We start from the raw sequence: 26,344 nt of genomic DNA, 5'->3' as shown, positions 1-26,344 counted from the left end.
CCGCCGTCGTACGCAGCTCCCGTCGCCTCCTGCTGCTAAGGCTGCGCCCGCCGCACCAGCCGGACTTCGGGCAGTTCCTCCCATTCGGGCGGCAGGGTGTTGCGCTTGCCATCCGGCCGGAACCCCTGCTTCCGGTAGAAGGCCAGGGCGCGGGGATTGTTTTCCAGCACCCACAGGTAGGCCGGGCCGGAGCCGACGGCGGCACTCACCAGGGCCGCCCCCAGCCCCGTTCCGTAGGTGCGCCGGAGGGTGTAGATAGAGTAGAGCTCCAGCGCTTCGGGGGCGTCGTCCTCCCGGCCGGGGCCGGCGTCCGCGTAGCCCACAAGCTGGTCGTTGCCGTCGAAGGCAAGGATCCGCGGCTCGTCCCTGGCCAGGAACGTCCGCCGCCGCACCACCCGCTCCGGGATGCTGGCCCTGCGCCGCGCGAAGAAATCCGCCGACAGCAGGTGCGGGTAGCACTCCTCGTGCGCCTGCGTCTGCATGAGCACCACTGCCTCGGCGTCCTCCGGCGTGGCCTGGCGAAGTCGAAAGTCCATGGCGCCAGCCTAGCCAGCGGGCCGGCGTTCCCGCGCCATCCTGCGCACTTAGGATGAGGCATGGACTTTGAAGGCGTGCTTTTCACGGTGGTGGGCTTAGCGCTGATTCTGCTGATGATCGCCGATGTCTTCATGACGCTGCTGTACCCGCATGGCTCCGGTCCGGTGGGCCGGACCATCATGCGGGTGTTCTGGCGGGTGTCGAGGAAGGTCCGGGGCGGGGCCTCCTCCGTCGCCGCGCCGATGGCCATGGCAGCCGTCATCGCGGCGTGGGCTGCCCTGGCTGCGGTGGGCTGGGCGCTGCTGTACCTTCCGCACCTGCCGGCCGGTTTCTCCTACTCGGCGGACATTCCCCGGCAGGCCGACTTTGCCGAGGCGCTCTACGTTTCGCTGGTGGCCCTTTCCACCGCGGGGTTCGGCGAAATCGTGGCCATCCACCCGGTCCTTCGGCTGGTCATGGCATTCCAGGCTGTTGCGGGTTTTGGCCTGCTGACCGCCACGGTCTCCTGGATCCTGCAGACCTACCCGGCGCTGAGCAGGCGCCGCGCGCTTGCCCACCAGCTGAACCTGTTCCGCGAGGCAGCCGGTCCGTCCGGCATTGCCTCGCTGGAGGCCCGGCACGCTGCGGGACTGTTGGAGTCGATGGCGGAGAACGTGGCCTCCGTGAGCATCGACCTGCTGTCCTTCAACGAGACCTATTACTTCCACGAGGTGGAGCAACGGGGGTCGCTGCCGGCCACGCTTGCCTACGCCCACCAGCTGGCGTCGGAGGCCCAGGGCAGCGACAACGCCGAGCTTCGGTTCGCCGGGCGGATGCTCTACGCGGCGTTGGAGGACCTGGCCGAGGTGCTGCGCGGGAAGTTCGGCCACGAGGGAAGCACCTCCTCCGACGTGTTCGACCACTACGAGCTCCACCACCGGCACCGGCGGCCGCCGGAGCGGCGAAAGTGAAGTGGCTGCTTCCAGGGGCGCCCGCCTTGCTAGGGTCTGCCTATGGCACCCCACTTCCACTCGATGGACGACGTCATCAACGAACCCGAGCGCGGGCAGTTCGAGTTCTTCCTGGACGAGCACCGGGCCGCCCTCAACGGTTGCCTGGACGGCCTGACCGAGGAGCAGGCACGACGGCGGCTGGTCCCCTCCCGCACCACGCTGCTGGGACTGGTGAAGCACGCCACCTTCGTGGAGAAGGTCTGGTTCGATGAAGCCTTCACCGGCCGCCCACGGAGTGAGATCGGCATCCCGACGACGCCGGACGAGTCATTCATCCTGCACGATGGCGACACGATCGATTCGGTCCGGGCGGCGCATCGGGAAGCCTGTGCCGCGTCCCGTGCCGCAGCGGCCCCGCTGAGTCTGGACAGCGTGGTGACCGGCAACCGACGCGGGCCAGTCCCGCTTCGCTGGGTCTACCTGCACATGCTGCGCGAGCTGGCCCAGCACTGCGGCCACGCAGACATCCTGCGCGAACAGATCCTGGCGGAGCACGGCGCGGCCTGAAGCGGAGGCGGCGGCCGGCACCGCACGCGGCCCGCAAGCTACCTCCGCCTGTGCGGTGCCCTGTGATGTGACCGGACGTTGATGGGCAGGAAACGGCGGCGGCCGGTCATCTCGCCGCGGCTCGTCAGTGCCACGGCGGCGACCGCCACCCACGTTGCGGCGGCCTGGCCCCACGGGTATACCTGCTGGGGAACTCCGGGTGTCAGCGGGTTAAGGATGAACTGGAAGGCCGCCAGGCTCGCGTGCATCAACGCCGCCACAAGCACACTCCCCGTATGTTCGTAGACCCAGACCATCAGCACCCGGTAGGCGGTCAGCTGGCCGACGAGCACCGAAACCACCCAGAACGACATGAAGATTGCCAGCGGCACCCCGCCGTTTGTCCCGCCGCCACCCCAATAGCTCACGAAGAAGTGCCAGACACCCCAGAGCACGCCCACCAGCAGCCCGGTCCACAGAACGCTGTAATGCTGCCTGGCCTTGGGAATGGCAAACCCGGTCCACCCGATCTCCTCAAGAAATCCAGCCGCCAGACCGATGGCGAGCGCCATCAGGATGGTTCCTGCCTTATCCGGCTCCGTGACAAACCGCGGCGCATAATCCAGGGAAAACAGCCACAGCACCAGCACGGGGACCGCCAACGTCACCGGTGCCACCAGCAGTGCGAAGAGGTACCATCGCCGGTCAACCCGCCAGACACGCAGCCGCGACCAGAGGTCCCGGTACCCTGCCCGTCCCGACACGATTCCCGTCAGAACCAGGCTGGCGGCAGCTGGTCCCAGCAGCATGGCCGGCACCGTCACGGGAATGGTGAGCTGGAACTGTTCCGGCGTGGGCGACAAGCCACCCGTGACCGCCAGGACGGCCACCACAATGGCGGCCCAGGACAGGAAGAAGGTCACGCCGAAGTACCACGGCAGCGGATGTCTGCGCACCGATTCCGTCAAGGCATGCATGAAACCTCCCCGCCTTTCAGGCTACGAGCCGGGCCACCAACTCCCCCCGGCTGCCAACGCCGACTTTTTCGAACACGGACTTCAGGTGGTCGTGCACGGTGTGCGGCGAGATGAACAGGTGCCGGGCGATCTCCGCGGTCGGGTTTCCGGACAGCACCTCCAGGCAGACGTCCCGCTCGCGGGCAGTCACCCCGTACGCCATCAGCAGCAGGCCGGCGAGTTCGTGGGTGGTAGCGGGTTCCACAGTGACCACCATCTGCTCCGGATCATCGCCGGTAATCAGCCGGCTGGCCTGCAGCATCACCCAGTTGTTCCTGGCATCGCGCATCCTGGCCCGCGCCGTGCCGGACGCCGCGACATGCGCCTGCGCGACTACGGCATACAGCGTCTGGCTAAAGCGGCCGGGCGCCACGTCCTCCACCCCGGCCAGCCAGGAGGCGGCGGCGGGCGTAGCGGCGCGCAGGTCACCGTGCAGCCCGGCCAGGACAATGACGGGCCCGACGGCGGCCGGCCCGGTGGGGTGCCCCACCCGGACAACCGCCCGGGTGGCCGCAGCCAGGGTTGCGGTCACGGCGGCCAGGAACTCCACCTCCCGGTCGGTAAAGTCGCGGCCGCCTTCGCGGAAGATGCTGCCCACTCCCCAGCACGCCTCGTCCACCCGGAAGGCGGCACGCAGCTCATGCTCCAGGCCGAGCGGCCTGAGCAGGTCGTTGATCCGGACACTGCGGACCACATCCCGGTGCGGCGCATCCGAAATCCTGGCGACGGGACGCTGGCGCCGCAGCAGCTCGACGAACGTGTTGGGTTCCCGGCCCGTGTACTCGGACTGGGCAAACCGCATGAAGTACTCCTCAAACTGGTGCCCGCCCACCGGCCACGGCTGCCAATTGGTGATGGAGGTCATCGCCATCGAGTCGGGGTCGACGCCGGCCCAGCACCCCTGCTCGAACGGCACCGCCCGCTGCACAACGGCAAGCGCCGCGGCATAGAGGTCCGCCAAGTCCATTCCGCCGACGGCCATGGCAGCGATCTCCCGCCGGGCACGCTCCGCGCGCTCCTCCCACATACCTCCAGTATCGTCCCGGCCGCCATTGCAGCAATCCCCTATTTTGGGGGTTCCCGCAGCACCCCGAAACCCCCATCGAGGGGGTCGCCGTGGTGCGTGCCGCCGTCGTACTTTTCCTTCACGGACGCCGCGCGGGACGCGACGTTTCGGGGCTCATCCCAAGGACCAAAGGAGGCTGAAATGGGACAGGCAAGCGATGCCATGGACCGGTTAATGGCTGCCATGGCGGCAAAAGACATTGAGGAACTGGCGGATTGCTTCGCCGCTGACGCCGTGCTCCGGACTCCGGACCAAGGCGAAATCAGCGGCAGGGAGGCGATCGCGGAGTACTTCCACCACTTCTGGGAGGCGATGCCGGATGTCAGGTACGAGCAGTCGGCAAGGCATGAGGCCGTGGACGTGGCCATCGTCGAGGGTTTCGTGGCGGGCACGAACTCCAGGTCGCTGGGCCTGCCCACCGGCGGGACCCTGCCCGCGACCGGGAAGCAGGTCCGGGTGCGAAGCTGCGACATTGCCAGAGTGCAGGCAGGCCTGATCACCGCGCACCACGCCTACTTTGACCAGATGGAACTCCTGGGACAGCTGGGGCTGCTCCCTGAACTATCCAACCAGTGAGGACCAAGCAGTAAGGGCGGCCCCGTCACGGCCTTTCGGCTATGGCGGGACCGCCCTTGGCAGCTGCGGGCTACTGGTTGTAGGTCAGGCTGCACCGGCGGCGGCAACCGCCGCGCCGTTGGAGGCAGCTTCGGGAGCATCAGACGCGCCGGCGAGCCGGATCCAGGTGTCCACCACAGTGTCCGGGTTCAGGGAGACGGAGTTGACGCCTTCCTTGACCAGCCATTCGGCGAAGTCGGGGTGGTCGCTGGGGCCCTGGCCGCAGATGCCCACGTACTTTTCCCTCGCCCGGCAGGCCTTGATGGCCATGCTGAGCAGCTTCTTCACGGCCGCGTCCCGCTCGTCGAAGCTGTTGGCCACGATCGCCGAGTCCCGGTCCAGGCCCAGGGTCAGCTGGGTCATGTCGTTCGAGCCGATGGAGAAGCCGTCGAAGTACTCCAGGAACTCGTCGGCGAGCAGCGCGTTGGACGGCAGCTCGCACATCATGATCACCTCGAGGCCGTTCTCGCCGCGGCGCAGCCCGTTCTCGGCCAGCAGTTCGATGACGCCCTGCGCCTCGTCCAGGGTCCGCACGAACGGGATCATCAGCTTGACGTTGGTCAGGCCCATCTCGTTGCGGACGAAGGACAGCGCCTCGCACTCAAGGTCGAAGCAGTCCCGGAAGGACGGCTCCAGGTAGCGGGACGCGCCACGGAACCCGATCATCGGGTTTTCCTCGTGCGGCTCGTAGGCGGGGCCGCCGATCAGGTTGGCGTACTCGTTGGACTTGAAGTCGGACATGCGCACAATCACCGGTTCCGGCGCGAAGGCCGCGGCGATGGTGGCCACGCCCTCGGCCAGCCGCTTGATGTAGTACTCGCGGGGGCTGGCGTAGGCGCTGATCCGCTGCCGGATTTCGGCGGCTACGTCCTCGGGCTGGCTGTCCAGGTTCAGCAGGGCCTTGGGGTGGATGCCGATCTGCCGGTTGATGATGAACTCCAGCCGGGCCAGGCCCACGCCGTGGTTGGGCAGCTGCGCGAAGGTGAACGCCTGCTCCGGCGTGCCCACGTTCATCATGACCTTCACGGGAGCTTCGGGCAGGTTGGTAATGCCGGTTTCCTCCACGCTGAAGTCCAGCAGGCCCTGGTAGATGACGCCCGTCTCGCCATCGGCGCAGGACACCGTGACCTCCTGGCCGTCGGACAGGGTATCGGTGGCGTTGCCGGTTCCGACGACGGCGGGAATCCCCAGTTCCCGGGCGATGATGGCTGCATGGCAGGTGCGTCCGCCCCGGTTGGTGACGATGGCGGAGGCGCGCTTCATGATCGGTTCCCAGTCGGGGTCGGTCATGTCCGCCACCAGCACGTCGCCGGTCTGGAAGGAGGCCATCTGGTCGATGGCGGTGAGGATCCGGACCTTGCCGGCGCCGATGCGCTGGCCGATGGCACGGCCTTCCACCAGCACGGGGCCGCTCTCGTTCAGGCGGAACCGGCTCATGCTGCCGGGGGCCCGGCGTGACTGCACGGTCTCCGGACGGGCCTGCAGGATGTACAGGCCGCCGTCGATCCCGTCCTTGCCCCATTCAATGTCCATCGGGCGGCCGTAATGCTTCTCAATGGCGACGGCGTGGCGGGCAAGCTGCTCTACGTCGTCGTCCGTGAGGCTGAAGCGGGCGCGCTGGGACTCCTCCACCGGAACGAAGTCGATGGTGCGGCCGATCTCGCTGCTGCTGGTGTACGTCATCTGCAGGGCCTTCTCGCCCAGGCCACGCTTAAGGATCGCGGGCCGGCCAGCCGCCAGGGCAGGCTTGTAGACGTAGAACTCGTCCGGGTTCACGGCGCCCTGCACCACGGCCTCGCCCAGGCCGTAGGAGGAGGTGACGAAGACGGCGTCCTGGAAGCCGGATTCGGTGTCCATGGTGAACATGACGCCGGAGGCGCCGACGTCGGAGCGCACCATGCGCTGGATGCCCGCCGAGAGTGCCACCTCGGCATGTTCAAACTTGTGGTGCACGCGGTAGGCGATGGCGCGGTCGTTGTAGAGCGAGGCGAAGACGTCCTTGATGGCCTGCAGGATGTTCTCGATGCCGCGCACATTCAGGAAGGTCTCCTGCTGCCCGGCGAAGGAGGCATCGGGAAGGTCTTCCGCGGTGGCGCTTGAGCGGACCGCCCAGGACAGGTCCTCGGAGCCTGCGTGCTTGTCCACCAGCTGCTGGTACGCCTCGCGGACCTGCGCCTCGAAGTCCGGCAGGAAGGGCGTCTCGCGGACCAGGGTCCGGATCTCCTGGCCGGCTGCGGCGAGGGCGGTCACATCATCGGTGTCCAGCCCCACCAGCCGGTCGGCGATCTTCTGGTCCAGCCCGGAATCGGACAGGAACCGGCGGTAGGCGTCGGCCGTGGTGGCGAAGCCGTCCGGGACCTGGACGCCGGCGGAGGTCAGGTTCTGGACCATCTCGCCCAGGGAGGCGTTCTTGCCGCCCACCTTGTCCAGGTCCTTGAGTCCGAGTTCAGAGAACCACAGAACGTCTGTCGTCATGTTTACTGCTCCTTTGCAGAGGGTGGCGTAGGCGTGGCCGGCCGTTCACGGTAGTGCCGGCCGGAAGGAAAACCCTGCTAACAGTTTCAGGTCTGCAGCGGAGTTTCCACATCATGTGGGCTACGCCACTTTTGTGAAATCGGGGGCTAATGCTTCAGGTTCATCCGCTGCAGGATGGTGGCCGCCATCTCCTCCACGGAGACGGTGGCCGAGTTCAGGTACGGGATTCGGTGCGAGACATACAGCTGTTCGGCGCTGCGCAGCTCAAACCCGCACTGCCGCAGGGACGCATACGGCGAGCTGGGCCGGCGTTCCGTGCGGATCTGGCTCAGGCGCAGCGGGTTGGAGGACAGGCCAAAACACTTCGACACGAAAGGCCGCAGCGGTTTGGGCAGCCCGTCCCGCTGGAAGTCCTCGTCCACCAGCGGAAAGTTTGCCGCGAAGATCCCGTGCTGCAGCGCCAGGTACATGGTGGTGGGCGTCTTGCCGCACCGGGACGGGGCCACCAGGATCACCTGGGCCTTCTCCAGCGCACGCAGGCTCTGGCCGTCATCGTGCTCCATGGCATACTCCACGGCCGCCATCCGGGACTGGTAGCGCGCGGCGTTCCCCAGCCCGTGCGCCCTGCCGGGTTCGCCGCTGGCCGGGTGTCCGAGCGCCTCCTCCAGGACTCCCACGTGGGTGCCGATCAGGTCCACCATGGCGCCCTTGCATCCGGCCAGGATCTGCCGGATTTCGCTGCTCACCGCGGTGGAAAAAACCAGCGGTCGCGGCCCGGTGGCGGCCAAGGCGTCGATGGTCCGCACCACGGACCGCGCCTGCTCCTCGGTGGTAATGAAGGGGATGGTCACGCGGTCAAAGTTGTCCACCGGGAACTGGGTGAGCAGCGTATTGCCCAGCGTTTCCGCGGTGATGCCGGTACTGTCCGAGAGGAAGTAGACAGGCCGCAGGGCAGAAGTGTTCAGAGCAGCAGTGGTCATGGAAAAACTCTAGCGGGCAATGATGACATCCAGCCTGCGGGGGCCGTGGACCCCCTCCACGCGTTGCAGCTCGATGTCGCTGGTGGCACTCGGGCCGCTGATCATGGTGATGGGCCGGGTCCCGTCGATCCGGCCCAGCGCCTCGGGCAGGATGCCGGCAATATCCGCGGCCTTGACCACGCAGATGTGGTGGTCGGGGACCAGGCTGATGGCGCGGCGCCCCTGGTTGGCGCTGCCGTCCAGGATGATGGTTCCCGTCTCGGCCACGGCCACCGCGCTGCCGGTCACCACGGCGTCGGTGCCGTCCAGGTCGGCCACGCTGAGCGGTTCCGCCGGGGAGTCGACGCGACGGCGGGACCCGCCGGTGCCGGCGTCGTCCATCGCTGCCAGCCAGCCGCCGTCGAGCCCTTCCGGGACGACGTAGCTGCGCGCCCCCTCAAGGAGCGAGGCAATCGTGGCCGGCACCTCGGCGGCGGGCACCACGGCCACCTGCGCCTTGTAGTCCACCAGCCGGTCCACCAGGAGGTCAACGAGGCCGTCGGCGTCCATGCCTGATGCGGCCCGGTACTCCCGGGGGATCTGCGGCGCCTCGGGGCTGTCCTGCAGCGCGGAGCGGATCCGCGAGAGGATGTCTTCGCGTGCACTCATTACTGGGTTTCCTTTTCGTCTCGTGACGGCGCGGGCGACTTATGCTCCTTGGCCCACCAGTCCCGGAAGGACTGGGCCGGGGGCGCCGGGATGTCGCGGCTCTGGGTCCAGCCGCCGGCGATGCCGGGCAGTTTCTTGATCTTCTTGTCGCGTCCGGCGGCGAGCCGGCCCAGCGGCAGTCCTTTCTCCACCAGGCCGAGGTGCTTGCCGGAAGACAGTGCCCAGGAGGCCGCCTTCATGCCCACGTCCATCTGGCTGGGGACCTTCTTCGTCCCGCGCTTGCTGTCCACGTCCACGCTGCGCAGGTGCACCAGGATGTCGGGGATGTTGATCTTCACGGGGCAGGCGTCGTAGCAGGCACCGCACAGGGAGGAGGCGTAGGGCAGGGAGCTGTTTTCCTCCGCCTGGATGCCGGTCAGCAGCGGGGAAAGGATGGCACCGATGGGGCCGGGGTAGGTGGAGCCGTAGGCGTGCCCGCCCGTCCGCTCGTATACGGGGCAGACGTTCATGCAGGCGCTGCAGCGGATGCAGTGCAGCGCCGAGCGGCCCATTTCATCCGCGAGCGCAGCGCTGCGGCCGTTGTCCAGGAGCACCAGGTGCACATTCTGCGGCCCGTCACCCTCCGTGACGCCGGTCCACAGTGAGGTGTACGGGTTCATCCGCTCCCCGGTGGAGGACCGCGGGAGCAGCTGCATGAACACTTCCAGGTCCTGCCAGGTGGGCAGCAGCTTCTCGATGCCCATCACCGTGATCAGCGTTTCCGGCAGGGTGAGGCACATGCGGCCGTTGCCTTCGGATTCGACGACGGCCAGGGTGCCGGAATCTGCGAGGGCGAAGTTGGCCCCGGACACAGCCACCTTGGCGGTGAGGAACTTGCGGCGCAGGTGCTCGCGGGCGGCCATGGCCAGGACGGGCGGATCGTTGGTGAGTGCCGGATCGGCTCCGGGCATCTCGCGGAGGAAGATGTCCCGGATTTCGGTGCGGTTCTTGTGGATGGCCGGCACCAGGATGTGGCTGGGCTTGTCGTGGTCCAGCTGGACGATGAGCTCGGCGAGGTCCGTTTCGAAGGCCTCGATTCCCTGCTCCTCGAGGTACTCGTTGAGCCCGATTTCCTGCGTGGCCATGGACTTGACCTTGACCACTTCGGTTTCACCGGTCGCCCGGACCAGTCCGGCCACGATTTCGTTGGCCTCCCTGGCGTCGCGGGCCCAGTGGATCACGCCGCCGCGGGCGGTGAAGTTTTTCTCGAACTCCTCCAGCAGCTCGGGCAGCCTGGCCATTACCGACTCCTTGATGGCGGAGCCGGCATCGCGCAGCTGCTCCCAGTCGGGCAGTTCGGAGACCACGGCCTGGCGCTTGTCGCGGATGGTGTGCGTGGCATGGCCAAGGTTGGCCCGCAGCTGGGCGTTGCCCAGTTCGCGGTGCGCCGCCTTGGGAAAGGATTCGCCGGCGAACAGGTTGCCGGAGCCGAAGGCCGGAAGCGCGGGCATTCCCAAAAAGGTGGTCATCGGAGGGCCTTTCCGGTAGAGACGCGGACTTCGCCGGTCACGGACGCCGGTTCTTCCATGGTGCTTGCGAGGATTTCCGCCAGGTGGAGGGTGGTGGTGGAGCTGCCCTGCCGGGAGAGTCCGCCGCCGATGTGCATCAGGCAGGAGGCGTCCCCGCCGGTGCAGAGTTCGGCGCCGGTGGCTTCGACGTTGGCCGCCTTGTCCTGGAGCATGGCCGAGGAAACATCGGCGTTTTTCATGGAGAACGTGCCGCCGAAGCCGCAGCACTGGTCCGCCTCGGGCAGGTCGGCAAGGTCGATCCCCTGCACGGTCCGCAGCAGGCGGGACTGCCTGTCCCCGAGCCGCAGCAGGCGCATGCCGTGGCAGCTGGGATGGTAGGTGACCCGGTGCGGGAAGTAGGAGCCCAGCTGGGCGCCGGCGTCGGTCACGCCCAGCACGTCCACCAGCAGTTCGGACAGTTCGTAGGTTTTGGCGCCGACGGCGGTGGCGCGGGCTTCGAGCGCGGCGTCACCGCAGGAGCGGGCCACCATGGGGTGCTGGTGCTTGACCGAGGCAACGCAGGAACCGGACGGGGCGACGGCGACGTCGTAGTCCGCGGTGTCAAAGGCGGCGACGTGGTTGGCCACCACGGGGACGGCTTCTTTGAGGTAGCCGCTGTTGACATGCATCTGGCCGCAGCAGGCCTGGCCCTCAGGGAACACCACGTCGTGTCCCAGGCGCTCCAAAATCTTGACGGTGGCCTTCGCCGTGGCCGGATACATCGCATCCACAATGCAGGTGGCGAACAAGGCAATTCTCATGGCGGCCTTCCGGGAAGGGGTAGGGATGTTCGTATGGTCTGACCACAGTAGAACACGTGATACCAGCCACTTTCAACCCCGGACCCGGTGGTGAAGCGGCTCACACCAACTGGGAATTGTGGGCTACACTTCCGTGGTCGGACCATTGTGGTCTGACCAAACACGACCCCAACACCCCTCAACGTGGAGGAACTCTGTGGACCACTTCACCCCCAGCACTGACCCGGTGCTGAACAGCGTTGCCTGGTCGGCCATTGTCGCCCTGCTGCCGCTGCTGACCTTCTTTCTCCTGCTCGCCGTCGCCAAGACCAAAGCCCACGTGGCCGGCGGATTTGCCCTGCTGGTGGCCCTGGTGGTGGGCATCCTGGCGTTCAAGATGCCGGCCGGCCTGGCGCTCCTGTCCGCAACCCAGGGCGGCGTTTTCGGCGCCTTCCCTGTGCTGTGGATTGTGGTCATGGCCGTCTGGCTCTACCAGGTGACGGTGCTCAGCGGCCGCTTTGAGGACCTCCGCCGGGTCTTCGATGTCATTGGCGGCGGCGACGTCCGCCTGCAGGGTGTCCTCATCGCCTTCTGCTTCGGCGGGCTGCTCGAAGCCCTTGCCGGGTTCGGCGCGCCGGTGGCCATTACCGCCACCATGCTGCTGGCCCTCGGCCTTCCTCCGTTGCGGGCAGCCGCCGCCGTGCTGGTGGCCAACACCGCTCCGGTCGCCTTCGGCGCAATGGCCATCCCGATCACTACCGCCGCCGGACTTACCGGGCTGCACGCGACGGACATCGGCGCCATGGTGGGCCGCCAGGCACCGCTGCTGGCAACTTTCGTCCCGCTGATCCTGCTCTTCATCCTGGACGGACGCAAGGGCTTGAAGGACTGCTGGCCTGCCGCTTTGGTCGTCGGATTTTCCTTTGCCGCAGCGCAGTTCCTCTGCTCCAACTTCTTCTCGTACGAACTCACCGACATCATGGCCTCATTGGTCGGCCTGGGCGCGGCTGTCCTGTTCTTCCGGTTCTGGAGGCCCCGCGGCACGGCGGCAGCGCGTGACCGGCTGGGCGTGGCCGCGGAGTCCGTGGCCGCCGTCGGTGCCACGGCTGGTAACGGCGGCCCGCGAAGCGCCCGTTCAGGCAGCGCGGCCACCGTGGAGGCGGCCGAGCGCGAAAGCCTCACCCCGGCACGTACCTGGCTCGCGCTGTTTCCCTACTTCCTGGTCATTGTGGTGTTCGGTATCGTCAAACTGTGGAAGCTCGGCGTCGACCTTCCTGCCGCCCTCGCCGCCACCGACGTAAAGATCCCGTGGCCGGTCCTCCACGACGCCCTGGTCAGCGCCGACGGCAAGCCGCTGTCCTCCACCGTCTACGTCTTCCAGTGGCTGTCCAGCCCCGGCACGCTCCTGCTGATCACCGGCCTGATTGTGGCGGTCGTCTACGCCCGCTTCGATGACCGCGGCCGCTTCCCCATGACGGTAGGCAACGCCGTGGCCGAAATCGGGCGGACCATCTTCAAGATGCGATGGGCCGGCCTCACCATCATCACGGTGCTTGCCCTTGCCTACGTCATGAACAACTCCGGCCAGACGGTCTCGATCGGCGTGTGGCTGGCCGGCACCGGAAGCTTCTTCGCGTTCCTCTCCCCCGTGCTCGGCTGGCTGGGCACGGCCGTGACCGGTTCGGACACCTCCGCGAACGCACTGTTTGCCAAGCTGCAGCAGACCGCGGGCGTGAATGCGGGCATCGACCCGACCCTGCTCGTGGCCGGCAACACCGCCGGTGGCGTGGTGGGCAAACTCATCAGCCCGCAGAACCTCGCCATTGCCGCCACCGCCGTGAACCTCGACGGCCAGGAGTCCGTCCTTCTGCGTAAGGTAGTCGGATGGAGCGTGGGGTTGCTTCTGGTGCTGTGCACCATCGTCTACCTGCAGTCCACCCCAGTCCTGGGCTGGATGCTCCCCTAGCCAGTACCCGCGGCCACTTCCCGCGCAAAACCGGAGTGCGGGTCCACTCGGGGCCCGCACTCCCCCACCCAGAGGATCGCCCGTGACAACCCCCGCAGCCGGAGCAGCTCCCCGCCCTCGAACCCACGACGCACTGCTGAAAGACATTGAAGCGGACCTGCGCGCCGGCAAGATCAAGGTCGGCGACCGGCTCCCGGGCGAACGGACCCTGGCGGAAAACTACGGAATCTCCAGGGCATCAGTGCGGGAGGCCATCCGGATCCTCGACGCCATGGGGGTGGTCCGCAGCTCGGTGGGGTCCGGGCCCACCTCCGGTGCCATCGTCGTTTCCGATCCGTCCGCCGGGCTCTCCTCCGCGCTCCGGCTGCATGTTGCCAGCAACCGCCTGCCGGTCGAGGACATTGTCCAGACCCGCATCCTCCTGGAAACCTGGACTGCCCGTGCAGGTGCAGAGCGTGAGGACGGCGACACGGAGCGCGAACAGGCGGCCCAGCTGCTGGAGGCCATGGACCACCCCGAGGTGGACCGGGCAGCCTTCCACGAGCTGGATGCCCGGTTCCACGTGGCGCTGAGCTCGCTCGCGGGCAACGAGGTGATGGCCACCATCATGGAGTCCCTCAGCGGTTCGATCGTCGACTATGTCAAGGGTTCCATGGACGCCATGGAGGACTGGCCGGATGTCCTGGAAGTCCTCCGCACCCAACACCACGGAATCTTCGATGCCGTCCAGTCCCGGGACGGCGAACTCGCCGCGCGCCTGCTGCGCGAGCACATCGAATGGTTCTACCAGCGGGCAGGGGACGCCAAGACGCCCCGGCCCCACACCATCACCTAAGTTTTTTGGAGTTACGCATGCGAACAGCAACGGCAGGAGCCGAATCCCCCATCGAACAGCTGGGGCTGGATACCGTCAGCACGCGGGACCTGGACCGCCATGCCATGGCCCACGACGCCTCGCACTACCTCCTCGTTCCCCAGGGGGTGGCCACTCCTCGCAATGCCGCCGACGTCGGCGCCCTGCTGCGGCGCAGCCGGGAGCTTGGGGTTCCCGCCACCTTCCGGTCCGGCGGCACCAGCTTGTCGGGCCAGGCCCTGAGTGACAGCCTGCTGATCAACACCCGCCAGCATTTCCGCGGCGTCGAGGTGCTCGACGGCGGCGCCCGGGTCCGTGTGCAGCCCGGCGCCACCGTGCGCAGCGTCAATGCCCGGCTGGCCGCCTTCGGGCGTAAGCTCGGGCCGGATCCCGCCAGCGAAATCGCCTGTACCGTGGGCGGGGTCATCGCCAACAACTCCTCCGGGATGGCGTGCGGCACCGAGTTCAACACCTACCGGACGCTGGAATCAATGGTGCTGGTGCTGCCCTCGGGCACGGTCATCGACACCGCCGACGCCGATGCCGACCGGCGGTTGCGTGAGCTGGAACCGGAACTCCACGAAGGGCTGCTGAGGCTGCGCCGCCGGGTCCTGGGGAACGACGAGTCCGTCCGCATCATCCGGTCACTGTTCTCGATGAAGAACACCATGGGCTACGGCGTGAACTCCTTCCTGGATTACGAACGCCCGGCCGATATCCTGATGCACCTGATGATCGGCAGCGAGGGGACCCTCGGCTTCGTGGCCGAGGCCGTCTTCCGCACCGTCGAGGTCAAACCGGCCGTTGCCACGGGGCTCCTGGTCTTCAACACCCTCGATGCGGCCACGGCTGCCCTACCGGACCTGGTTGCCACCGGCCTTGCCACCATCGAACTCATGGACGCGGCAGCGTTGAAGGTGGCCCAGGCTGCCGCCGACGCCCCCGCTGCGATCAGTACCCTGCCGGTCCAGGGACACGCCGCGCTGCTGGTGGAACACCAGGGCTCGGACGCCGCCGAGCTGTCCGGCAAGCGCGCAGGCTCGCAGCCGCTGTTCGACTCGCTGGACGTGGCCGCGCCCTTCACGCTGACCACGGACCCGAAAGACCGGGCAGCCCTCTGGCACGTCCGCAAGGGCCTGTACACGGCGGTCGCCGGCGCACGCCCCTCGGGAACCAACGCGCTGCTGGAGGACATCGTTGTCCCGGTTCCCGCCCTCGCGGACACCTGCGGCGAACTGACTCGGCTCTTCCACGAGCACCATTACAAGGAATCGGTGATCTTCGGGCACGCGAAGGACGGGAACGTCCACTTCATGCTCAACGAGCGCTTCGACGATCCGGCCCAGCTGCTGCGCTACCAGGCCTTCACCGACGAGATGGTGGACCTGGTCCTCGGCGCGGGCGGTTCACTCAAGGCCGAGCACGGCACCGGGCGCATCATGGCGCCCTTCGTCCGCCGCCAATACGGCGACGAGCTCTATGCGGTCATGCAGGAGATCAAGCGGCTGATCGACCCGCCCAACCTCATGAACCCGGGCGTTCTGCTCGCCGACGAACCACTCTCCTACATCGAGAACCTGAAGGTGGCCCCCACCGTCGAGGAGGAAGTGGATCGCTGCGTCGAGTGCGGGTACTGCGAACCGGTCTGCCCCAGCAAGGACATCACGCTTACTCCGCGCCAACGCATCGTGCTTCGGCGCGACATTGCTGCCGCTGAGCAACGCGGCGACCACGCCCTCGCCGCCAACCTGCGCAAGGACTATGACTACGACGGCGTGCAGACCTGCGCAGCGGACGGCATGTGCGTCACCGCCTGCCCGGTGCTGATCAACACCGGGGACTTGGTGCGGCGGCTGCGCAAGGAAAACGCCAACACCGTCGCGGCGGCCGGCTGGAACAAGGCCGCCGAAAACTGGGGCACCGTGACCGCCGCCGGCGGGCTGGCCCTGACTGTAGCCAAGGCCATGCCAGCGCCACTGCCAAAGGCCGCGACCGCCGTCGGCCGCGCCCTGCTGGGGACGGAAGCGGTGCCCGCCTACTCCACCGTGCTGCCCGGCGGGGGTTCCAGGCGCAGCGCGCGGCCGGACCCGGACAGCGTCGCCGTGTTCTTCCCCGCCTGCATCGGAACGATGTTCGGCCCGGCGGATGCTGCAGGCGGCGCCGCGAAGGGCTCGGCCCAGGCCTTCCTGGACCTCTGCGACCGCGCCGGCGTGCCGGTCACCGTTCCGGAAGGCATCGAGAGCCTGTGCTGCGGCACGCCGTGGAAGTCGAAGGGGTTTTCCCAGGGCTACGAGGCCATGAGCTCCAAGGTCCTGGACCAGTTGTACGAGGCCAGCGGCCGGGGCGAGCTGCCGGTGGTGTGCGACGCCGCGTCCTGCACGGAGGGCCTGGACACGATGAAGCGCCTCGCGGCTGCGGGCGAGGAGCGGTACGCCGGGCTGCGCTTTGTTGACTCGGTGGAGTTCGTGCACGAACACGTACTTGGGAAGCTCACGGTGACTGCCCCGCTGGGTTCCATCGCCCTGCACCCCACGTGCTCATCCACGCAGCTGGGGACAAACCCGGCCCTGCTCGAGATCGCGGGGGCTGTTACGGACGATGTGTTCGTGCCGCTGAACTGGGGTTGCTGCGCGTTCGCGGGCGACCGCGGCCTGCTCCATCCGGAACTGACCGACTCCGCCACGGACCGGCAGGCCCGCGAGATCAACGAGCGACAGTTCGACGCCTACGCCTCCACCAACCGCACCTGCGAACTGGGGATGTCCAAGGCGACCGGCCGCTCCTACCGCCACCTGCTGGAAATCCTCGAGGAGGCAACCAGGCCTTGAGGCATCCCCGCTAGACTGGCCGGGCAAGGACGGATTGGGGGATCCAGGGCGGCACTGCCGCTTGTTCCGCTGGTCGGTCGCAGCCAACGGACCCAAGGACCACCGATGACGTTCTTCCAGGACTTTCCCGTCCCTCCCCTGCCGCCCCGGCCGCGGGGAACCAGGCACGTCCCGCCCCCTTGGGTGGCTGCACCCGCCTACGAACTGCCTGCCGTTGTCCATCTGGGCAGGTTCGTGAGCCGGACGCCGGGAATGGTGGTGGCAGTCAAGGGCGCCGAGGTGTTCTCTACCGGGTGCCTGTTCAGCCTGTCCTGGCTCTTCCGCCGGACCGATCAATCCGATGAGGACTGGGACGATTTGCAGCCGCTGTTCTTCCAGCCCGGCAGGGGCATCCGTGGCAGTGGCCGGCAGGCCGGACTCCTGTTCGGCGTCGAATTTCCCGATGGTTCAAAGGCCAGCACCGGCAGCCAGGTACCCTACGGGTCATTGGAGCCGGGCACCAATCCGGAGCCTCCCGTCCTCGCCCTGAACGGCGGCGGGGGCGGCGGGGGCGATGCGGAGTTCTCCGGCAGCGGCACGCTCTGGCTGTGGCCGCTGCCGCCTGCCGGCGACCTGCGGCTGGTTGCCCAATGGACCGACTTCGGCCTGCAGGAAACGTCCATCATGCTCGACGGCGGGACCTTGCGTCAGGCGGCCGCGTCCGCTCAGCCGTACTGGCCGGAGGAGGAGCGCACTGATGGGTAACGCGACCGGGCTTGTCCTGCTTGCGCTCTTCGGCGCGGTCTTCTTCTACATCCTGTACGGCGTGGTCCGCGCCGCGGTCCGCGACGGGATCCTCCAGGCGGATGAGCGGCGCAGACGGCGTGCAGCGGACGAGCCGGAACGGCTCGGCGGTTAGCTGGTCAGCAGGCGCCTACGACGTCCTCTTGTTCCGCAGCCTCTTCCGACAGCGCGGACACGATGCTGCCGTAACCCTGCACGAACATCCGCCGGCCCTGGCCCTCGTCGGTCCATACCCAGATGATGGAGTAGTCGGAGGTCACGGCGTCAACGACGCCGGTGCCGGCCAGGGTTCCCTCGGCGAAGCGGACCCTGTCCCCCACCGCCAGCCGCGGATGCCTGGCCCGCTTCCTTCGAGGCCTGGGCGTGGCTGCTTTCCCTGCCATCGCAGGGTCTGACGGGCAGGTGCTGGTGTGCTGGCGCATCGGCTTCCTCTGGCTCGCGGGCGGACGGTCAGCTCATTACAACCCTGCCCGCTGCTCCCAGGTCACGCCCCAGCGTGGTGCAGCAAGACTAACGCGGCGGTACTCCCGGATGCACAAACAGCCCCCTCGGAACGGAGTATGACTGCTCCGTTCCGAGGGGGCCGTTGACGCCGGCGGACCCCACAAGGGATACACCGGCAGGAAAGAATCAGTCCAAATCCGCCATGGATCCCAGCGCGTCCCAAGCGAAGCTGGCCAGCCAGTGGGTGGACATGAAGTCGCCGCTCTCCAGCCCGTGGAGTCCGGCTTTCAGCAGCGGATCCAGCGCCTCGACCAGGACAGCAGCGGCGGCGGAAGCCTCGGCGCTGCCGGATTCCCGAAGCGTGGCGATGATCCGGGCAACCTGCCCGGCCCGGGTCAGGTTCAGCCCGTGCAGGTGCACCAGGTAGCCGTCGGTTTCATCGGTGACGCTTACCGGCTGCAGGATGCGCGACTCCGCGGAAAGCCCCGGGAGGAACCCGGCGAACCACTCGGCGAACTCGTCCGCGGACAGCACGCGGCGCATCAGGTCCGCCTCGCTGAGTCCGGCGGACAGGAAATCCTGGCCGCTGAGCTCCCAGTCGCCCGGCCAGTCGCGGTCGTTACCGAACCATCCACGTGCCGCTTCCTCGCACGCCTTTGCAGCATCAACGCGGCCCAGTGACCGGAACGCGTCCAGCATGTAGCCCACGCCGAATGCGGCGTTGGTGTGCAGCCCGTGGCGCACGGGGTACTGGGCCTTCTGCATCCACGCAGCGCTGAGGTCCGCCACGGCATCCACCAGCGGTTCCAGCGCAGTGCCCCACTCACGCAACTGCGCATCGGCGGACGCAGAGCACGTCGCGGCCAGCCGCATCAGCCATGCCCAGCCGTAGGGCCGTTCCCAGGACGGATTAGCCAGCAGGTAGTCCCGCTCCACGGCCAGCTTGGCCGGCGTGAGGTTGGCGCCCAGGGCTTCCCGGAGCGACGCCTCTGTGGGGCTATCCACCCAGGGCGCCGGGCCGTCGTCGGACGCTCCTTCCGGTGCAGCCCCGCCAAGGGGTGACCCGGGGGTGCCGCCCAGCAGGCTGGCCCCCAGCCAGTGCATGTGCACGCAGGAGTGCCAGTCGAAGGAGGTGTAGAACGCGGGGTGGATTTGCTCCGGGGTGGGCCGGTCCTCGGCCGACACCTGCGTGTGGTGCGCCGAGTGAGGGTAGGGCTCGGAGAGGTTGCCCAGCACCACGGCCGCGTAGTCCGGGGCCGCCTGTACGCGGAGGTCGTTGTCCATCATGCTCCTTAGAAAGCCGGGGTCGGCGAAGAGGTTTAGTGGAAGGCCAGGAAGTACATCAGGGCGATGTTCACCGCCAGCAGCGGGATGGCCGTGCCCACTTGCGCCGTGATGACGCCGTACTTGTTGTTCATCTCCAGCAGTGCGGACGGCACCAGGTTGAAGTTGGCGGCCATCGGGGTGCAGAGCGTGCCGCAGAAGCCGGCCAGCATGCCGATGGCGAAGATGATGGCGGGATCGCCGTGGAAGGTCTGCACCAGCACGGGCCAGCCAATCGCCGCGGTCATGATGGGGAAAGCCGCGAAGCCGTTGCCCATGAGCACCGTGAACAGGAACATGCCGATGCAGTAGACCAGCACGCCGGCGATCAGTGAGCCCTTGGGCAGCAGGCCTGAGGCCAGGTTGCCCACGGCGGTGCCCACGCCGGCTTTGGTGAAGAGGATGCCCAGCGTGGTGAGCATCTGCGGCAGCAGCGCAGCCCAGCCGATCGATTCCAGGATGCGGCGGCTTTCGAAGATGGGCGTCGCCGGGTTCTTCGGCTTCAGGATCACAAGGGCGACGATGACGGCGGCCACGGCGCCGATGGCCAGGGCCACCAGCGTGGTGTTCTTGGGGTCGAGCAGCGGGGTGCCGCCGATGTTCAGCACGGGTGCAGCCAGCACCAGGATCACGGTGACCAGCGGCAGCGTAAGGGCCGGGATGAACAGCTTGTTGCCGAAGCGCTTGGCGTAGGACTCGCGCTCGGGGCCGGTGGACGTGCGGTGCTTGCCGTGGCCCAGCAGGCCGGTGGATGCCAGGACCACCAGGACCAGGACTGCGACGCCCAGGATCCAGCCGGGCGCGGTGCCTGCCTGGACCCAGGTGCTGTAGAAGAAGCACAGGCCCAGGATGCCCCAGAAGGCGGAGCTGCCCCAGCGGCGGGGGTGGTTGGTGTCGGCGGCAATCAGTGATGCCCACGCGACGAACAGAATGCCGATCAGCCAGTAGACGGCTTCAACGTTGATCATTTGGCTTCTCCTGCGGCTTCCTTCGGGGCGGTGAGCTCGTACTCGCGGTATTCCTTGTCCAGCTGCTTGTCCAGGCGCAGGAGCCGGAAGCCGTGGATGAGGAACGCTGCGATGGCGGTGGGGATGGCCCACAGGGCCAGCTGGAGCGGCTCCAGGTGGAGGTGGTACGTGGTGTCAACGAACGTGGTGATCAGCAGGATGGAGCCGACGGCCACGAACACGTCCTCGCCGAAGAACACGCCCACGTTGTCCGCACCGGCGGAATGGCCCTTGATCTTCTCGCTGATCTTTTCCGGCACGTGGCCGTAGCGACGCAGCGCGGCGCCCTCAGCCATGGGGAACACCAGCGGACGGACGGTCTGGGCGTGGCCGCCGATGCTGTTCAGGCCCACGGCGGCGGTGATCTGGCGGACAGCCAGGTAACCGATGAGCACGCGGCCCGCGGTCAGCTTGGCCAGTCGGCCGATGAGGACCTTGGCCTGCTCCTGCAGCCCGAAGAACTCGATGATGCCCACCACCGGCAGCACCGCCACGAAGATGGTGACCGAGCGGCTGCTGGCAAAGCCGGTGCCGAAGGCATCAAGGATCTGCGCGGGGTTCATGCCGCCCAGCAGTGCGGTGACGATGCCGGCGACGGTGACGACAATCAGGGGGTTCAGGCGGATGGCGAAGCCAACGATCACCAGCAGCACCCCGATGAGTACAAGCATGACTATCCCTTCCCAGGGGACCCGTGAAGGGTCTTTCAAAATGGGGGCCGGCGCGTCAGTGAGGTTGGTCAGTTGGTGATGACGGCGCCGAGGGGCGGGAGCCCCGGTGCGTTGGAACTGCAGAGTTAAGTGAGCTGCAGAACAACGGTGTGATCTAAAGCATAGCTTTTTGTTCAACAATCCTGCAACCCCTTTTTGGCCGGGGTTGCTTTCAGCGGCCGACGGCGTCCAGCAGCTGGGTTTCGGCGCGGTCCAGGTAAGTGGCCAGAAAGTCCGCTGCCGCGGCTTTGTCCCCCGCCTCCAGCAGTTCCACGATGTGCGCGTTGTCCTCCACGTAGGGCTCATGGAAGGCCGGGTTGGCGGCCATGGAGTGGAACACGAGCCGCATCTCGGCCAGGACCTGTTCCATGAGGTTGTTGAGCCGCTCGCTGCCGGCCCGGTTCACGATGGCACGGTGGAAGTCCTGGTTGGCGCCGGCCATTCCGGGGATGTCCCCTTCCGCGGCGGCGGCCCTGGCGGCCTTGATGATGGCAGGCAGCGGCTCGATGGAGGTCTCGCCGGACCACAGCACGGCGGCCGGTTCCAGGAAGCGGCGCACGCGGTAGATTTCGCGGATGTCGTCGGGGGTGGGGTGGGCCACGAACACGCCGCGGTTGGGGATGCGGGTGACGATGTGCTCCGCGTGCAGCGCCGTGAACGCCTCGCGCAGGGTATTGCGGGACACCCCAAGGGCCTCGCGGAGGGCTTCCTCCGCAAGCTTGGAGCCGGGCTTGAGCAGGCCGGCCTCGATCCGGCTGCGCAGCTGGGCGGCCACCCAAAGGCCGGTCTCGGCGTGCTTTGTGGTCCTGGCCTGGGCTTGGAGATCGGCCAGTACCTCGTCAAACGTCATGGCACCACGATAACGGCAGGGCACCGGTCCCCTGTTGCGCACCGGATGGATTCCGCCATTATGGTGACCATGACGTGGCTTGACGGCCTGCGTTTCGACCCGATCGCCCCGGTGCTGTCGAGCGGGCACCCCGCGGTGCGCTCCTGGGCCGTCCGTGAGTTGGTCTCCGGGCCGGCAGGGCTGCCACCCGCCCGGGCACAGACGCCTGACGAGGCAATCTGGGATCTGCCGATCCCCCCAGGATCGTGCGGCGCCAGGCGGCGAACGGGTCCTGGACCTATCCGGGAAGACGGCCCCGTGCCAGCACGGATTACGACCTGCTGGAGACCTACCGGCAACTCGGGTTCCTCGTCGACATGTTCGGGTTCACGCACCGGCATCCGGCTCTCGCCGCAGCCGCCGGCTATGTGCTCGCACACCAATCCGCCCAAGGTGATCTCCGCGGAATCTACGGCAACCAGGTGTCCCCCAACTACACTGCGGCCCTCATCGGGCTCCTGAGCAAAGCGGGGTACGGTGAGGATCCGCGCGTGGAACGGGCGTTCGACGGGCTTGAGGCGTCGCGGCAGGACGACGGCGGCTGGGCACTTCCGCTCCGTACGCGGGGTAGGAAACTTGACGCCCTCGACGAGCCGCAGACCATCACCGGCGACCCGGCGCAGCCGTTCTCGCATCTGATCACCGGGATCGTGCTCCGGGCATACGCGGCACATCCCAGGCACCGCGAAAGCACCTCCGCACAAAAGGCTGCGGAATTGTTGGCGGCCCGCTTCTTCGAGCCGGATGCCTATCCGGACAAGGCCGGGCCGCCGACTGGACCGAGTTCAGCTTTCCTTTCTGGATGACAGACCTCGTTTCCGCCCTCGACGCCATCAGCATCATCCGGCCCGGGTTCAGGTCGCACAAAACCGACCAGGCGCGCGACTGGCTGGCCGCACACCAGGAACCGTCCGGCCTCTTCACCGGCCACCTGCTCCGGGACCGGTTCCACGACCTCCAGCTCTGGTTCAGCCTCGCAGTGTGCCGCGTGTTTGCGCGGATGCCCTTGTGAGGTGCGTCAGGAAATGGTGGTGAGCACCTGCCCGGGCCCGACGGCGTCTCCGGCGGCAGCGTACAGCTCACCGAGGGTGCCGGCACGATGGGCGGCCACGGCGGTCTCCATCTTCATGGCCTCGAGCACCAGCACCGTCTCCCCCTCCTCAACGCTGGACCCCGGCGCCGCCAGCCACTTCACCACGGTGCCAGCCATGGTTGCCAGCAGGTCGCCGTCGTTCTTCTCCGCTTGGGTCTCCGCGTGGCTCTCCGGAGCGTCCGCAGACCGGCGGCCGCCGCCGTCGAGCAGCGAATCCAGCAGCGCCTTGGGCAGCCCCAGCTCCATCCGCTTGCCGTCAACCTCGATGCCGATGGTCCGGCGGGGCTCCTCCGGAGCGGCGGGGCTGAATGCCGGATCCGCGTCGAGCACGGTGGCGAACTCGTTTTCGATCCACGTGGTGTAGACCCCCAGGGCATCCGTGCCGGTGAAGTCCGGGGCATCCACCACCGCGCGGTGGAAGGGCAGCACGGTGGCCAGGCCGCCGATGCGGAACTCGCGGAGGGCACGGCGGGCGCGGCGGAGGGCCTGCTGCCGGTCGGCGCCGGTGACCACCAGCTTGGCCAGCAGGGAATCGAACTGTCCGGGCACCACGGACCCCGCGCGGACCCCGGTGTCCAGGCGGATCCCCGGTCCGGTTGGCACCTCAAACTCCGTTACCGCGCCTGGGGACGGCAGGAAGCCGCGGCCCGGATCCTCAGCATTGATGCGGAACTCGAAGGCGTGGCCGCGGGGTTCCGGATCCGCCAGGATGGGAAGCTTCTCCCCTGCCGCGATGGCCAACTGGGCGGCCACCAGGTCCACGCCCGAGGTTTCCTCGGTGATGGGATGCTCCACCTGCAGGCGGGTGTTGACCTCCAGGAAGCTGAGGAAGCCGCTGCCGTCCAGCAGGTACTCCACGGTACCCGCGCCGACATAGCCTGCCTCACGGCAAATGGCCTTTGCCGAGGCATGGATTTCCGCGCGCTGTTCGGGGGTGAGGAACGGCGCAGGAGCCTCTTCCACGAGCTTCTGGTGGCGGCGCTGCAGCGAGCAGTCCCGCGTGCCCACCACCACCACGTTGCCGTGCGTATCCGCGATGACCTGGGCCTCAACGTGGCGGGGCCGGTCCAGGAACTTCTCCACGTAGCATTCGCTGCGGCCAAAGGCCGCCAGGGATTCGCGGACGGCGGAGTCGAAGCTTTCCTCGATGTCGGCCAGGTTCCGGACCACCTTGAGGCCGCGGCCGCCCCCGCCGAAGGCGGCCTTGATGGCCACCGGCAGGCCCACCTGTTCGGCGAAGGCGCGCACCTCTTCAGCACTGTCCACCGGACCGTCGCTGCCCGGAGCCAGCGGGGCGCCGGCGCGGACCGCCACCTCGCGGGCGCTGACCTTGTCGCCCAGCAGCCGGATGGTTTCCGGGGAGGGGCCGATCCAGGTCAGGCCGGCATCCATGACGGCCTGGGCGAAGGCGGCGTTTTCGGACAGGAAGCCGTAGCCGGGGTGGACGGCGTCGGCGCCGCTCTTCGCCGCGACGGCCAGGATCTTTTCGATGTCCAGGTAGGTCTCCTGGGGCCTGGATCCTGCCAGCGAGTAGGCCTCCGTGGCGGCTTGGACGTGGAGCGCGTCGGCGTCGGGGTCCGCATACACGGCCACGCTTTCCAGGCCTGCGTCGTCGCAGGCCCGGGCGATCCGGACGGCGATTTCGCCGCGGTTGGCAATGAGGACTTTACGCATGGGAGCTTTCCTTAAGTGTTTCGGGCAGTGCTGCCGAAGGTGGTGCAGCGGCGAACCGCACGGTGGTGCCCGGCGGAAGTTGGGCGGCCTTGTCCAGGTCCGCGTGGACGACGACGGCAATCACCGGATAACCGCCTGTCACCGGGTGGTCGGAGAGGAAGAGCACGGGCTGCCCTTCGGGCGGCACCTGCACGGCGCCGCGGACGGTTCCTTCGCTGGACAGTTCGCCGTCGCGGCTGCGGCTGAGTGACTGGCCCTTCAGTCGCAGGCCGATGCGGTTGGACTGCGGCGTCACGGTCCACTCCTGTTTGAGGAAGTCCTGCAGGGTTTCGCAGCTGAACCAGTCCTGCCTTGGTCCGGGAACCACCCGAAGCACGGTGGCCTGGTCCGACTCCGGGAGGGGTGACACCTCCGGGTGGCCCACCACGCTGCCAGGATTGGCCGGCTCCACGGGCAGGACGGTGCCGGCCTCGAGCAGATTAGGGCCAACGCCTGACATGGTGTCCGTGGAACGGCTGCCCAAGGCTTCAGGGCCGCCGATTCCGCCGCGGACCGCCAGGTAGGACCGCAGCCCCCTCGTCGCGTTCCCTACTTTGAGCATCTCCCCCGCCAGCAGCGCGAAGGGGGCGTCGCACTCTGGGTGCCGTGCCGGCGTCGTGCCTCCTTTGCTGGCCGGCGTGATCTCCAGCGGAACCTCCGCGCCGGTCACGGCAAGGACCTGGTCGGTGAGGGCTTCCAGCTCGAGTCCGCCGAAGAGGAGTTCGATTCCCGCTGCGCCTTCGCGGTTGCCCACCAGGCGGTTGGCGCGGCGCAGGGCTCCGCGGTCCATGGCCCCGGCGCTGCTGACGCCCAAGGACGCGAAGCCGGGGCGGCCCAGGTCCTGGATGGTGGCCTGCAGGCCTGGCTTCCGGACGATGAGGCCCGCGCCTTCTCCTGCCGGGAACTCCTCTTCTGACGGCTGGTCTTCTGCCGGCTGGCGGGTTTCTGCCTGTCGCCCCGCTGTCACAGTTGCCTGGGCCCGGACCGCGTTGAACCTGACGTTATCGCCGGGCCGGATCAGGGCGGGGTTCTCCCGTCCGAGGTCCCACATCACGGCGTCCGTGCGGCCGATCAGCTGCCAGCCGCCCGGTGACTGCCGCGGGTAAACCGCCGAATAGGCACCGCCCAGGGCGACGGCGCCGGCGGGCACAGCGGTTCGGGGTGACCGGCGTCGGGGAACCTCCAGGCTGGGGTTTTCGCCGGTGAGGTAAGCGAAGCCCGGTGCGAAGCCAGCGAAGGCGGCGGTCCAAAGCTGGCCTGTATGGGCGGCCACCACTGCCTCACGGCCCAGGCCGGTGAGCGACGCGACCTCGTCCAGGTCCTCGCCGTCGTACACCACATCGATGGTGACCAACGCGCTCTGGATTTCCGCAGGCGCGTCGAGGTCAAGGCCGCGGACGTGCGCGGCAAGAGCCCCTATAGCCTGCGATGATTCCGCGGTGACCAGGACTGTGGCGGCGGCAGCAATGACGTCGATCTGGCCGGGCTGGGGGTGTGCGGTGAGCTGGGCCTGGAGGCTCAGCACGGCGTCCAGGGACGAGAGCTCAACCAGGATGGCCCGGTTCCCGGCGGGGCGGATGCCGGTTACTTCTGCATGCGTGGCCTTACTGGCCTGCTGCTGGATGGGGGTCAT

General features: G+C 67.8%; 25 protein-coding genes. 10 read left to right on the top strand and 15 right to left on the bottom strand.

Features of this window, described 5'->3' with window-relative positions:
• Positions 1-35 precede the first annotated feature (35 nt).
• The gene (locus LFT46_RS04945; RefSeq protein WP_236821432.1) at positions 36-536 is read right to left on the bottom strand and encodes a GNAT family N-acetyltransferase; all 501 of its coding nucleotides are present in this window, start codon (positions 534-536) and stop codon (positions 36-38) included.
• A gap of 60 nt (positions 537-596) precedes the next feature.
• Between LFT46_RS04945 and LFT46_RS04940 the strand changes: the two genes are divergently transcribed.
• Together LFT46_RS04940 and LFT46_RS04935 are read left to right on the top strand one after the other, a co-directional pair.
• Positions 597-1,487: a potassium channel family protein gene (locus LFT46_RS04940; RefSeq protein ID WP_236821431.1), complete on the top strand. Its 891-nt coding sequence runs from the start codon at positions 597-599 to the stop codon at positions 1,485-1,487.
• A gap of 42 nt (positions 1,488-1,529) precedes the next feature.
• On the top strand, positions 1,530-2,036 hold the full coding sequence (locus LFT46_RS04935) for a DinB family protein (protein ID WP_236821430.1): 507 nt from the start codon (positions 1,530-1,532) through the stop codon (positions 2,034-2,036).
• A gap of 38 nt (positions 2,037-2,074) precedes the next feature.
• On the opposite strand, the gene LFT46_RS04930 is transcribed toward LFT46_RS04935, so the two are convergent.
• Both LFT46_RS04930 and LFT46_RS04925 read right to left on the bottom strand, forming a co-directional pair.
• Complete coding sequence (locus LFT46_RS04930; RefSeq protein WP_236821429.1) at positions 2,075-2,992, bottom strand: CPBP family intramembrane glutamic endopeptidase; 918 nt, start codon at positions 2,990-2,992, stop codon at positions 2,075-2,077.
• A gap of 16 nt (positions 2,993-3,008) precedes the next feature.
• Positions 3,009-4,058 (bottom strand): helix-turn-helix transcriptional regulator, encoded by a 1,050-nt coding sequence (locus LFT46_RS04925; protein WP_236821428.1) that lies wholly within the window; start codon positions 4,056-4,058, stop codon positions 3,009-3,011.
• A 180-nt stretch (positions 4,059-4,238) separates the two neighbouring features.
• Here LFT46_RS04925 and LFT46_RS04920 point away from each other — a divergent pair, with 180 nt between their 5' ends.
• On the top strand, positions 4,239-4,673 hold the full coding sequence (locus LFT46_RS04920) for a nuclear transport factor 2 family protein (protein ID WP_236821427.1): 435 nt from the start codon (positions 4,239-4,241) through the stop codon (positions 4,671-4,673).
• Positions 4,674-4,757: 84 nt separating this feature from the next.
• On the opposite strand, the gene ppsA is transcribed toward LFT46_RS04920, so the two are convergent.
• The 5 genes from ppsA to LFT46_RS04895 form a co-directional block, all read right to left on the bottom strand.
• A complete protein-coding gene (ppsA, locus tag LFT46_RS04915; protein WP_236821426.1) occupies positions 4,758-7,187 on the bottom strand; it encodes a phosphoenolpyruvate synthase in 2,430 nt (809 codons plus the stop codon).
• A 146-nt stretch (positions 7,188-7,333) separates the two neighbouring features.
• Positions 7,334-8,167 carry a pyruvate, water dikinase regulatory protein gene (locus tag LFT46_RS04910; protein WP_236801321.1) on the bottom strand — a complete coding sequence of 278 codons (834 nt, stop codon included), beginning with the start codon at positions 8,165-8,167 and terminating at the stop codon, positions 7,334-7,336.
• A 9-nt stretch (positions 8,168-8,176) separates the two neighbouring features.
• Positions 8,177-8,815 carry a LutC/YkgG family protein gene (locus LFT46_RS04905; protein WP_236821425.1) on the bottom strand — a complete coding sequence of 213 codons (639 nt, stop codon included), beginning with the start codon at positions 8,813-8,815 and terminating at the stop codon, positions 8,177-8,179.
• The gene (locus LFT46_RS04900; RefSeq protein WP_236821424.1) at positions 8,815-10,323 is read right to left on the bottom strand and encodes a LutB/LldF family L-lactate oxidation iron-sulfur protein; all 1,509 of its coding nucleotides are present in this window, start codon (positions 10,321-10,323) and stop codon (positions 8,815-8,817) included. Before LFT46_RS04900 ends, LFT46_RS04905 begins: the two co-directional genes overlap by 1 nt.
• Positions 10,320-11,123 carry a (Fe-S)-binding protein gene (locus LFT46_RS04895; RefSeq protein ID WP_236821423.1) on the bottom strand — a complete coding sequence of 268 codons (804 nt, stop codon included), beginning with the start codon at positions 11,121-11,123 and terminating at the stop codon, positions 10,320-10,322. The genes LFT46_RS04900 and LFT46_RS04895 overlap by 4 nt, the downstream gene beginning before the upstream one ends.
• A 196-nt stretch (positions 11,124-11,319) precedes the next feature.
• Here LFT46_RS04895 and LFT46_RS04890 point away from each other — a divergent pair, with 196 nt between their 5' ends.
• The 5 genes from LFT46_RS04890 to LFT46_RS04870 all read left to right on the top strand — a co-directional run bounded on the left by LFT46_RS04890 (position 11,320) and on the right by LFT46_RS04870 (position 17,647).
• Positions 11,320-13,068: an L-lactate permease gene (locus LFT46_RS04890; RefSeq protein ID WP_236821422.1), complete on the top strand. Its 1,749-nt coding sequence runs from the start codon at positions 11,320-11,322 to the stop codon at positions 13,066-13,068.
• 82 nt (positions 13,069-13,150) lie between these two features.
• A complete protein-coding gene (locus LFT46_RS04885; RefSeq protein WP_236801316.1) occupies positions 13,151-13,903 on the top strand; it encodes a FadR/GntR family transcriptional regulator in 753 nt (250 codons plus the stop codon).
• Between the two features lie 17 nt (positions 13,904-13,920).
• Complete coding sequence (locus LFT46_RS04880; RefSeq protein ID WP_236801315.1) at positions 13,921-16,749, top strand: FAD-binding and (Fe-S)-binding domain-containing protein; 2,829 nt, start codon at positions 13,921-13,923, stop codon at positions 16,747-16,749.
• Between the two features lie 105 nt (positions 16,750-16,854).
• Positions 16,855-17,493 carry a hypothetical protein gene (locus LFT46_RS04875; protein ID WP_236821421.1) on the top strand — a complete coding sequence of 213 codons (639 nt, stop codon included), beginning with the start codon at positions 16,855-16,857 and terminating at the stop codon, positions 17,491-17,493.
• Positions 17,486-17,647: a hypothetical protein gene (locus LFT46_RS04870; RefSeq protein WP_236821420.1), complete on the top strand. Its 162-nt coding sequence runs from the start codon at positions 17,486-17,488 to the stop codon at positions 17,645-17,647. Before LFT46_RS04875 ends, LFT46_RS04870 begins: the two co-directional genes overlap by 8 nt.
• 4 nt (positions 17,648-17,651) lie before the next feature.
• On the opposite strand, the gene LFT46_RS04865 is transcribed toward LFT46_RS04870, so the two are convergent.
• The 5 genes from LFT46_RS04865 to LFT46_RS04845 form a co-directional block, all read right to left on the bottom strand.
• Positions 17,652-17,954, bottom strand: a complete 303-nt coding sequence (locus LFT46_RS04865) for a hypothetical protein (RefSeq protein WP_236801312.1) — start codon at positions 17,952-17,954, stop codon at positions 17,652-17,654.
• A 208-nt stretch (positions 17,955-18,162) separates the two neighbouring features.
• A complete protein-coding gene (locus LFT46_RS04860) occupies positions 18,163-19,260 on the bottom strand; it encodes a DUF2891 family protein (RefSeq protein WP_236821419.1) in 1,098 nt (365 codons plus the stop codon).
• Positions 19,261-19,295: 35 nt separating this feature from the next.
• A complete protein-coding gene (locus LFT46_RS04855) occupies positions 19,296-20,267 on the bottom strand; it encodes a DUF979 domain-containing protein (protein WP_236801310.1) in 972 nt (323 codons plus the stop codon).
• A complete protein-coding gene (locus LFT46_RS04850) occupies positions 20,264-20,977 on the bottom strand; it encodes a DUF969 domain-containing protein (protein ID WP_142130864.1) in 714 nt (237 codons plus the stop codon). The genes LFT46_RS04855 and LFT46_RS04850 overlap by 4 nt, the downstream gene beginning before the upstream one ends.
• Before the next feature lie 211 nt (positions 20,978-21,188).
• Complete coding sequence (locus LFT46_RS04845; protein WP_236821418.1) at positions 21,189-21,866, bottom strand: GntR family transcriptional regulator; 678 nt, start codon at positions 21,864-21,866, stop codon at positions 21,189-21,191.
• Positions 21,867-22,111: 245 nt separating this feature from the next.
• On the opposite strand from LFT46_RS04845, the gene LFT46_RS04840 reads away from it, so the two are divergent.
• Together LFT46_RS04840 and LFT46_RS04835 are read left to right on the top strand one after the other, a co-directional pair.
• Entirely contained in the window at positions 22,112-22,711 is a 600-nt protein-coding gene (locus tag LFT46_RS04840) for a hypothetical protein (RefSeq protein ID WP_236821417.1), read from the top strand.
• Positions 22,708-22,917 (top strand): hypothetical protein, encoded by a 210-nt coding sequence (locus LFT46_RS04835; protein WP_236821416.1) that lies wholly within the window; start codon positions 22,708-22,710, stop codon positions 22,915-22,917. Before LFT46_RS04840 ends, LFT46_RS04835 begins: the two co-directional genes overlap by 4 nt.
• Before the next feature lie 6 nt (positions 22,918-22,923).
• On the opposite strand, the gene LFT46_RS04830 is transcribed toward LFT46_RS04835, so the two are convergent.
• Positions 22,924-24,672 (bottom strand): acetyl/propionyl/methylcrotonyl-CoA carboxylase subunit alpha, encoded by a 1,749-nt coding sequence (locus LFT46_RS04830; protein ID WP_236801307.1) that lies wholly within the window; start codon positions 24,670-24,672, stop codon positions 22,924-22,926.
• Positions 24,665-26,344, bottom strand: a complete 1,680-nt coding sequence (locus tag LFT46_RS04825) for a 5-oxoprolinase/urea amidolyase family protein (protein ID WP_236821415.1) — start codon at positions 26,342-26,344, stop codon at positions 24,665-24,667. The genes LFT46_RS04830 and LFT46_RS04825 overlap by 8 nt, the downstream gene beginning before the upstream one ends.

This window comes from Arthrobacter sp. FW306-07-I (genome assembly GCF_021800405.1).
Lineage (GTDB): Bacteria > Actinomycetota > Actinomycetes > Actinomycetales > Micrococcaceae > Arthrobacter.
Note: the sequence above shows the minus strand (reverse complement) of the source record. Positions and strands in the feature narration are given on the sequence as shown.

What these genes read in the sequence shown, in the direction of transcription:
- LFT46_RS04870 (WP_236821420.1), top strand. Translation starts at nt 17,486, where the DNA reads ATGGGTAACGCGACCGGGCTTGTCCTGCTTGCGCTCTTCGGCGCGGTC.
- LFT46_RS04935 (WP_236821430.1), top strand. Translation starts at nt 1,530, where the DNA reads ATGGCACCCCACTTCCACTCGATGGACGACGTCATCAACGAACCCGAG.
- LFT46_RS04825 (WP_236821415.1), bottom strand. Translation starts at nt 26,344, where the DNA reads ATGACCCCCATCCAGCAGCAGGCCAGTAAGGCCACGCATGCAGAAGTA.
- LFT46_RS04920 (WP_236821427.1), top strand. Translation starts at nt 4,239, where the DNA reads ATGGGACAGGCAAGCGATGCCATGGACCGGTTAATGGCTGCCATGGCG.
- LFT46_RS04900 (WP_236821424.1), bottom strand. Translation starts at nt 10,323, where the DNA reads ATGACCACCTTTTTGGGAATGCCCGCGCTTCCGGCCTTCGGCTCCGGC.
- LFT46_RS04925 (WP_236821428.1), bottom strand. Translation starts at nt 4,058, where the DNA reads ATGTGGGAGGAGCGCGCGGAGCGTGCCCGGCGGGAGATCGCTGCCATG.
- LFT46_RS04835 (WP_236821416.1), top strand. Translation starts at nt 22,708, where the DNA reads ATGACAGACCTCGTTTCCGCCCTCGACGCCATCAGCATCATCCGGCCC.
- LFT46_RS04860 (WP_236821419.1), bottom strand. Translation starts at nt 19,260, where the DNA reads ATGGACAACGACCTCCGCGTACAGGCGGCCCCGGACTACGCGGCCGTG.
- LFT46_RS04875 (WP_236821421.1), top strand. Translation starts at nt 16,855, where the DNA reads ATGACGTTCTTCCAGGACTTTCCCGTCCCTCCCCTGCCGCCCCGGCCG.
- LFT46_RS04880 (WP_236801315.1), top strand. Translation starts at nt 13,921, where the DNA reads ATGCGAACAGCAACGGCAGGAGCCGAATCCCCCATCGAACAGCTGGGG.
- LFT46_RS04945 (WP_236821432.1), bottom strand. Translation starts at nt 536, where the DNA reads ATGGACTTTCGACTTCGCCAGGCCACGCCGGAGGACGCCGAGGCAGTG.
- LFT46_RS04910 (WP_236801321.1), bottom strand. Translation starts at nt 8,167, where the DNA reads ATGACCACTGCTGCTCTGAACACTTCTGCCCTGCGGCCTGTCTACTTC.
- LFT46_RS04895 (WP_236821423.1), bottom strand. Translation starts at nt 11,123, where the DNA reads ATGAGAATTGCCTTGTTCGCCACCTGCATTGTGGATGCGATGTATCCG.
- LFT46_RS04930 (WP_236821429.1), bottom strand. Translation starts at nt 2,992, where the DNA reads ATGCATGCCTTGACGGAATCGGTGCGCAGACATCCGCTGCCGTGGTAC.
- LFT46_RS04855 (WP_236801310.1), bottom strand. Translation starts at nt 20,267, where the DNA reads ATGATCAACGTTGAAGCCGTCTACTGGCTGATCGGCATTCTGTTCGTC.
- LFT46_RS04845 (WP_236821418.1), bottom strand. Translation starts at nt 21,866, where the DNA reads ATGACGTTTGACGAGGTACTGGCCGATCTCCAAGCCCAGGCCAGGACC.
- LFT46_RS04940 (WP_236821431.1), top strand. Translation starts at nt 597, where the DNA reads ATGGACTTTGAAGGCGTGCTTTTCACGGTGGTGGGCTTAGCGCTGATT.
- LFT46_RS04850 (WP_142130864.1), bottom strand. Translation starts at nt 20,977, where the DNA reads ATGCTTGTACTCATCGGGGTGCTGCTGGTGATCGTTGGCTTCGCCATC.
- LFT46_RS04865 (WP_236801312.1), bottom strand. Translation starts at nt 17,954, where the DNA reads ATGCGCCAGCACACCAGCACCTGCCCGTCAGACCCTGCGATGGCAGGG.
- LFT46_RS04830 (WP_236801307.1), bottom strand. Translation starts at nt 24,672, where the DNA reads ATGCGTAAAGTCCTCATTGCCAACCGCGGCGAAATCGCCGTCCGGATC.
- LFT46_RS04905 (WP_236821425.1), bottom strand. Translation starts at nt 8,815, where the DNA reads ATGAGTGCACGCGAAGACATCCTCTCGCGGATCCGCTCCGCGCTGCAG.
- ppsA (WP_236821426.1), bottom strand. Translation starts at nt 7,187, where the DNA reads ATGACGACAGACGTTCTGTGGTTCTCTGAACTCGGACTCAAGGACCTG.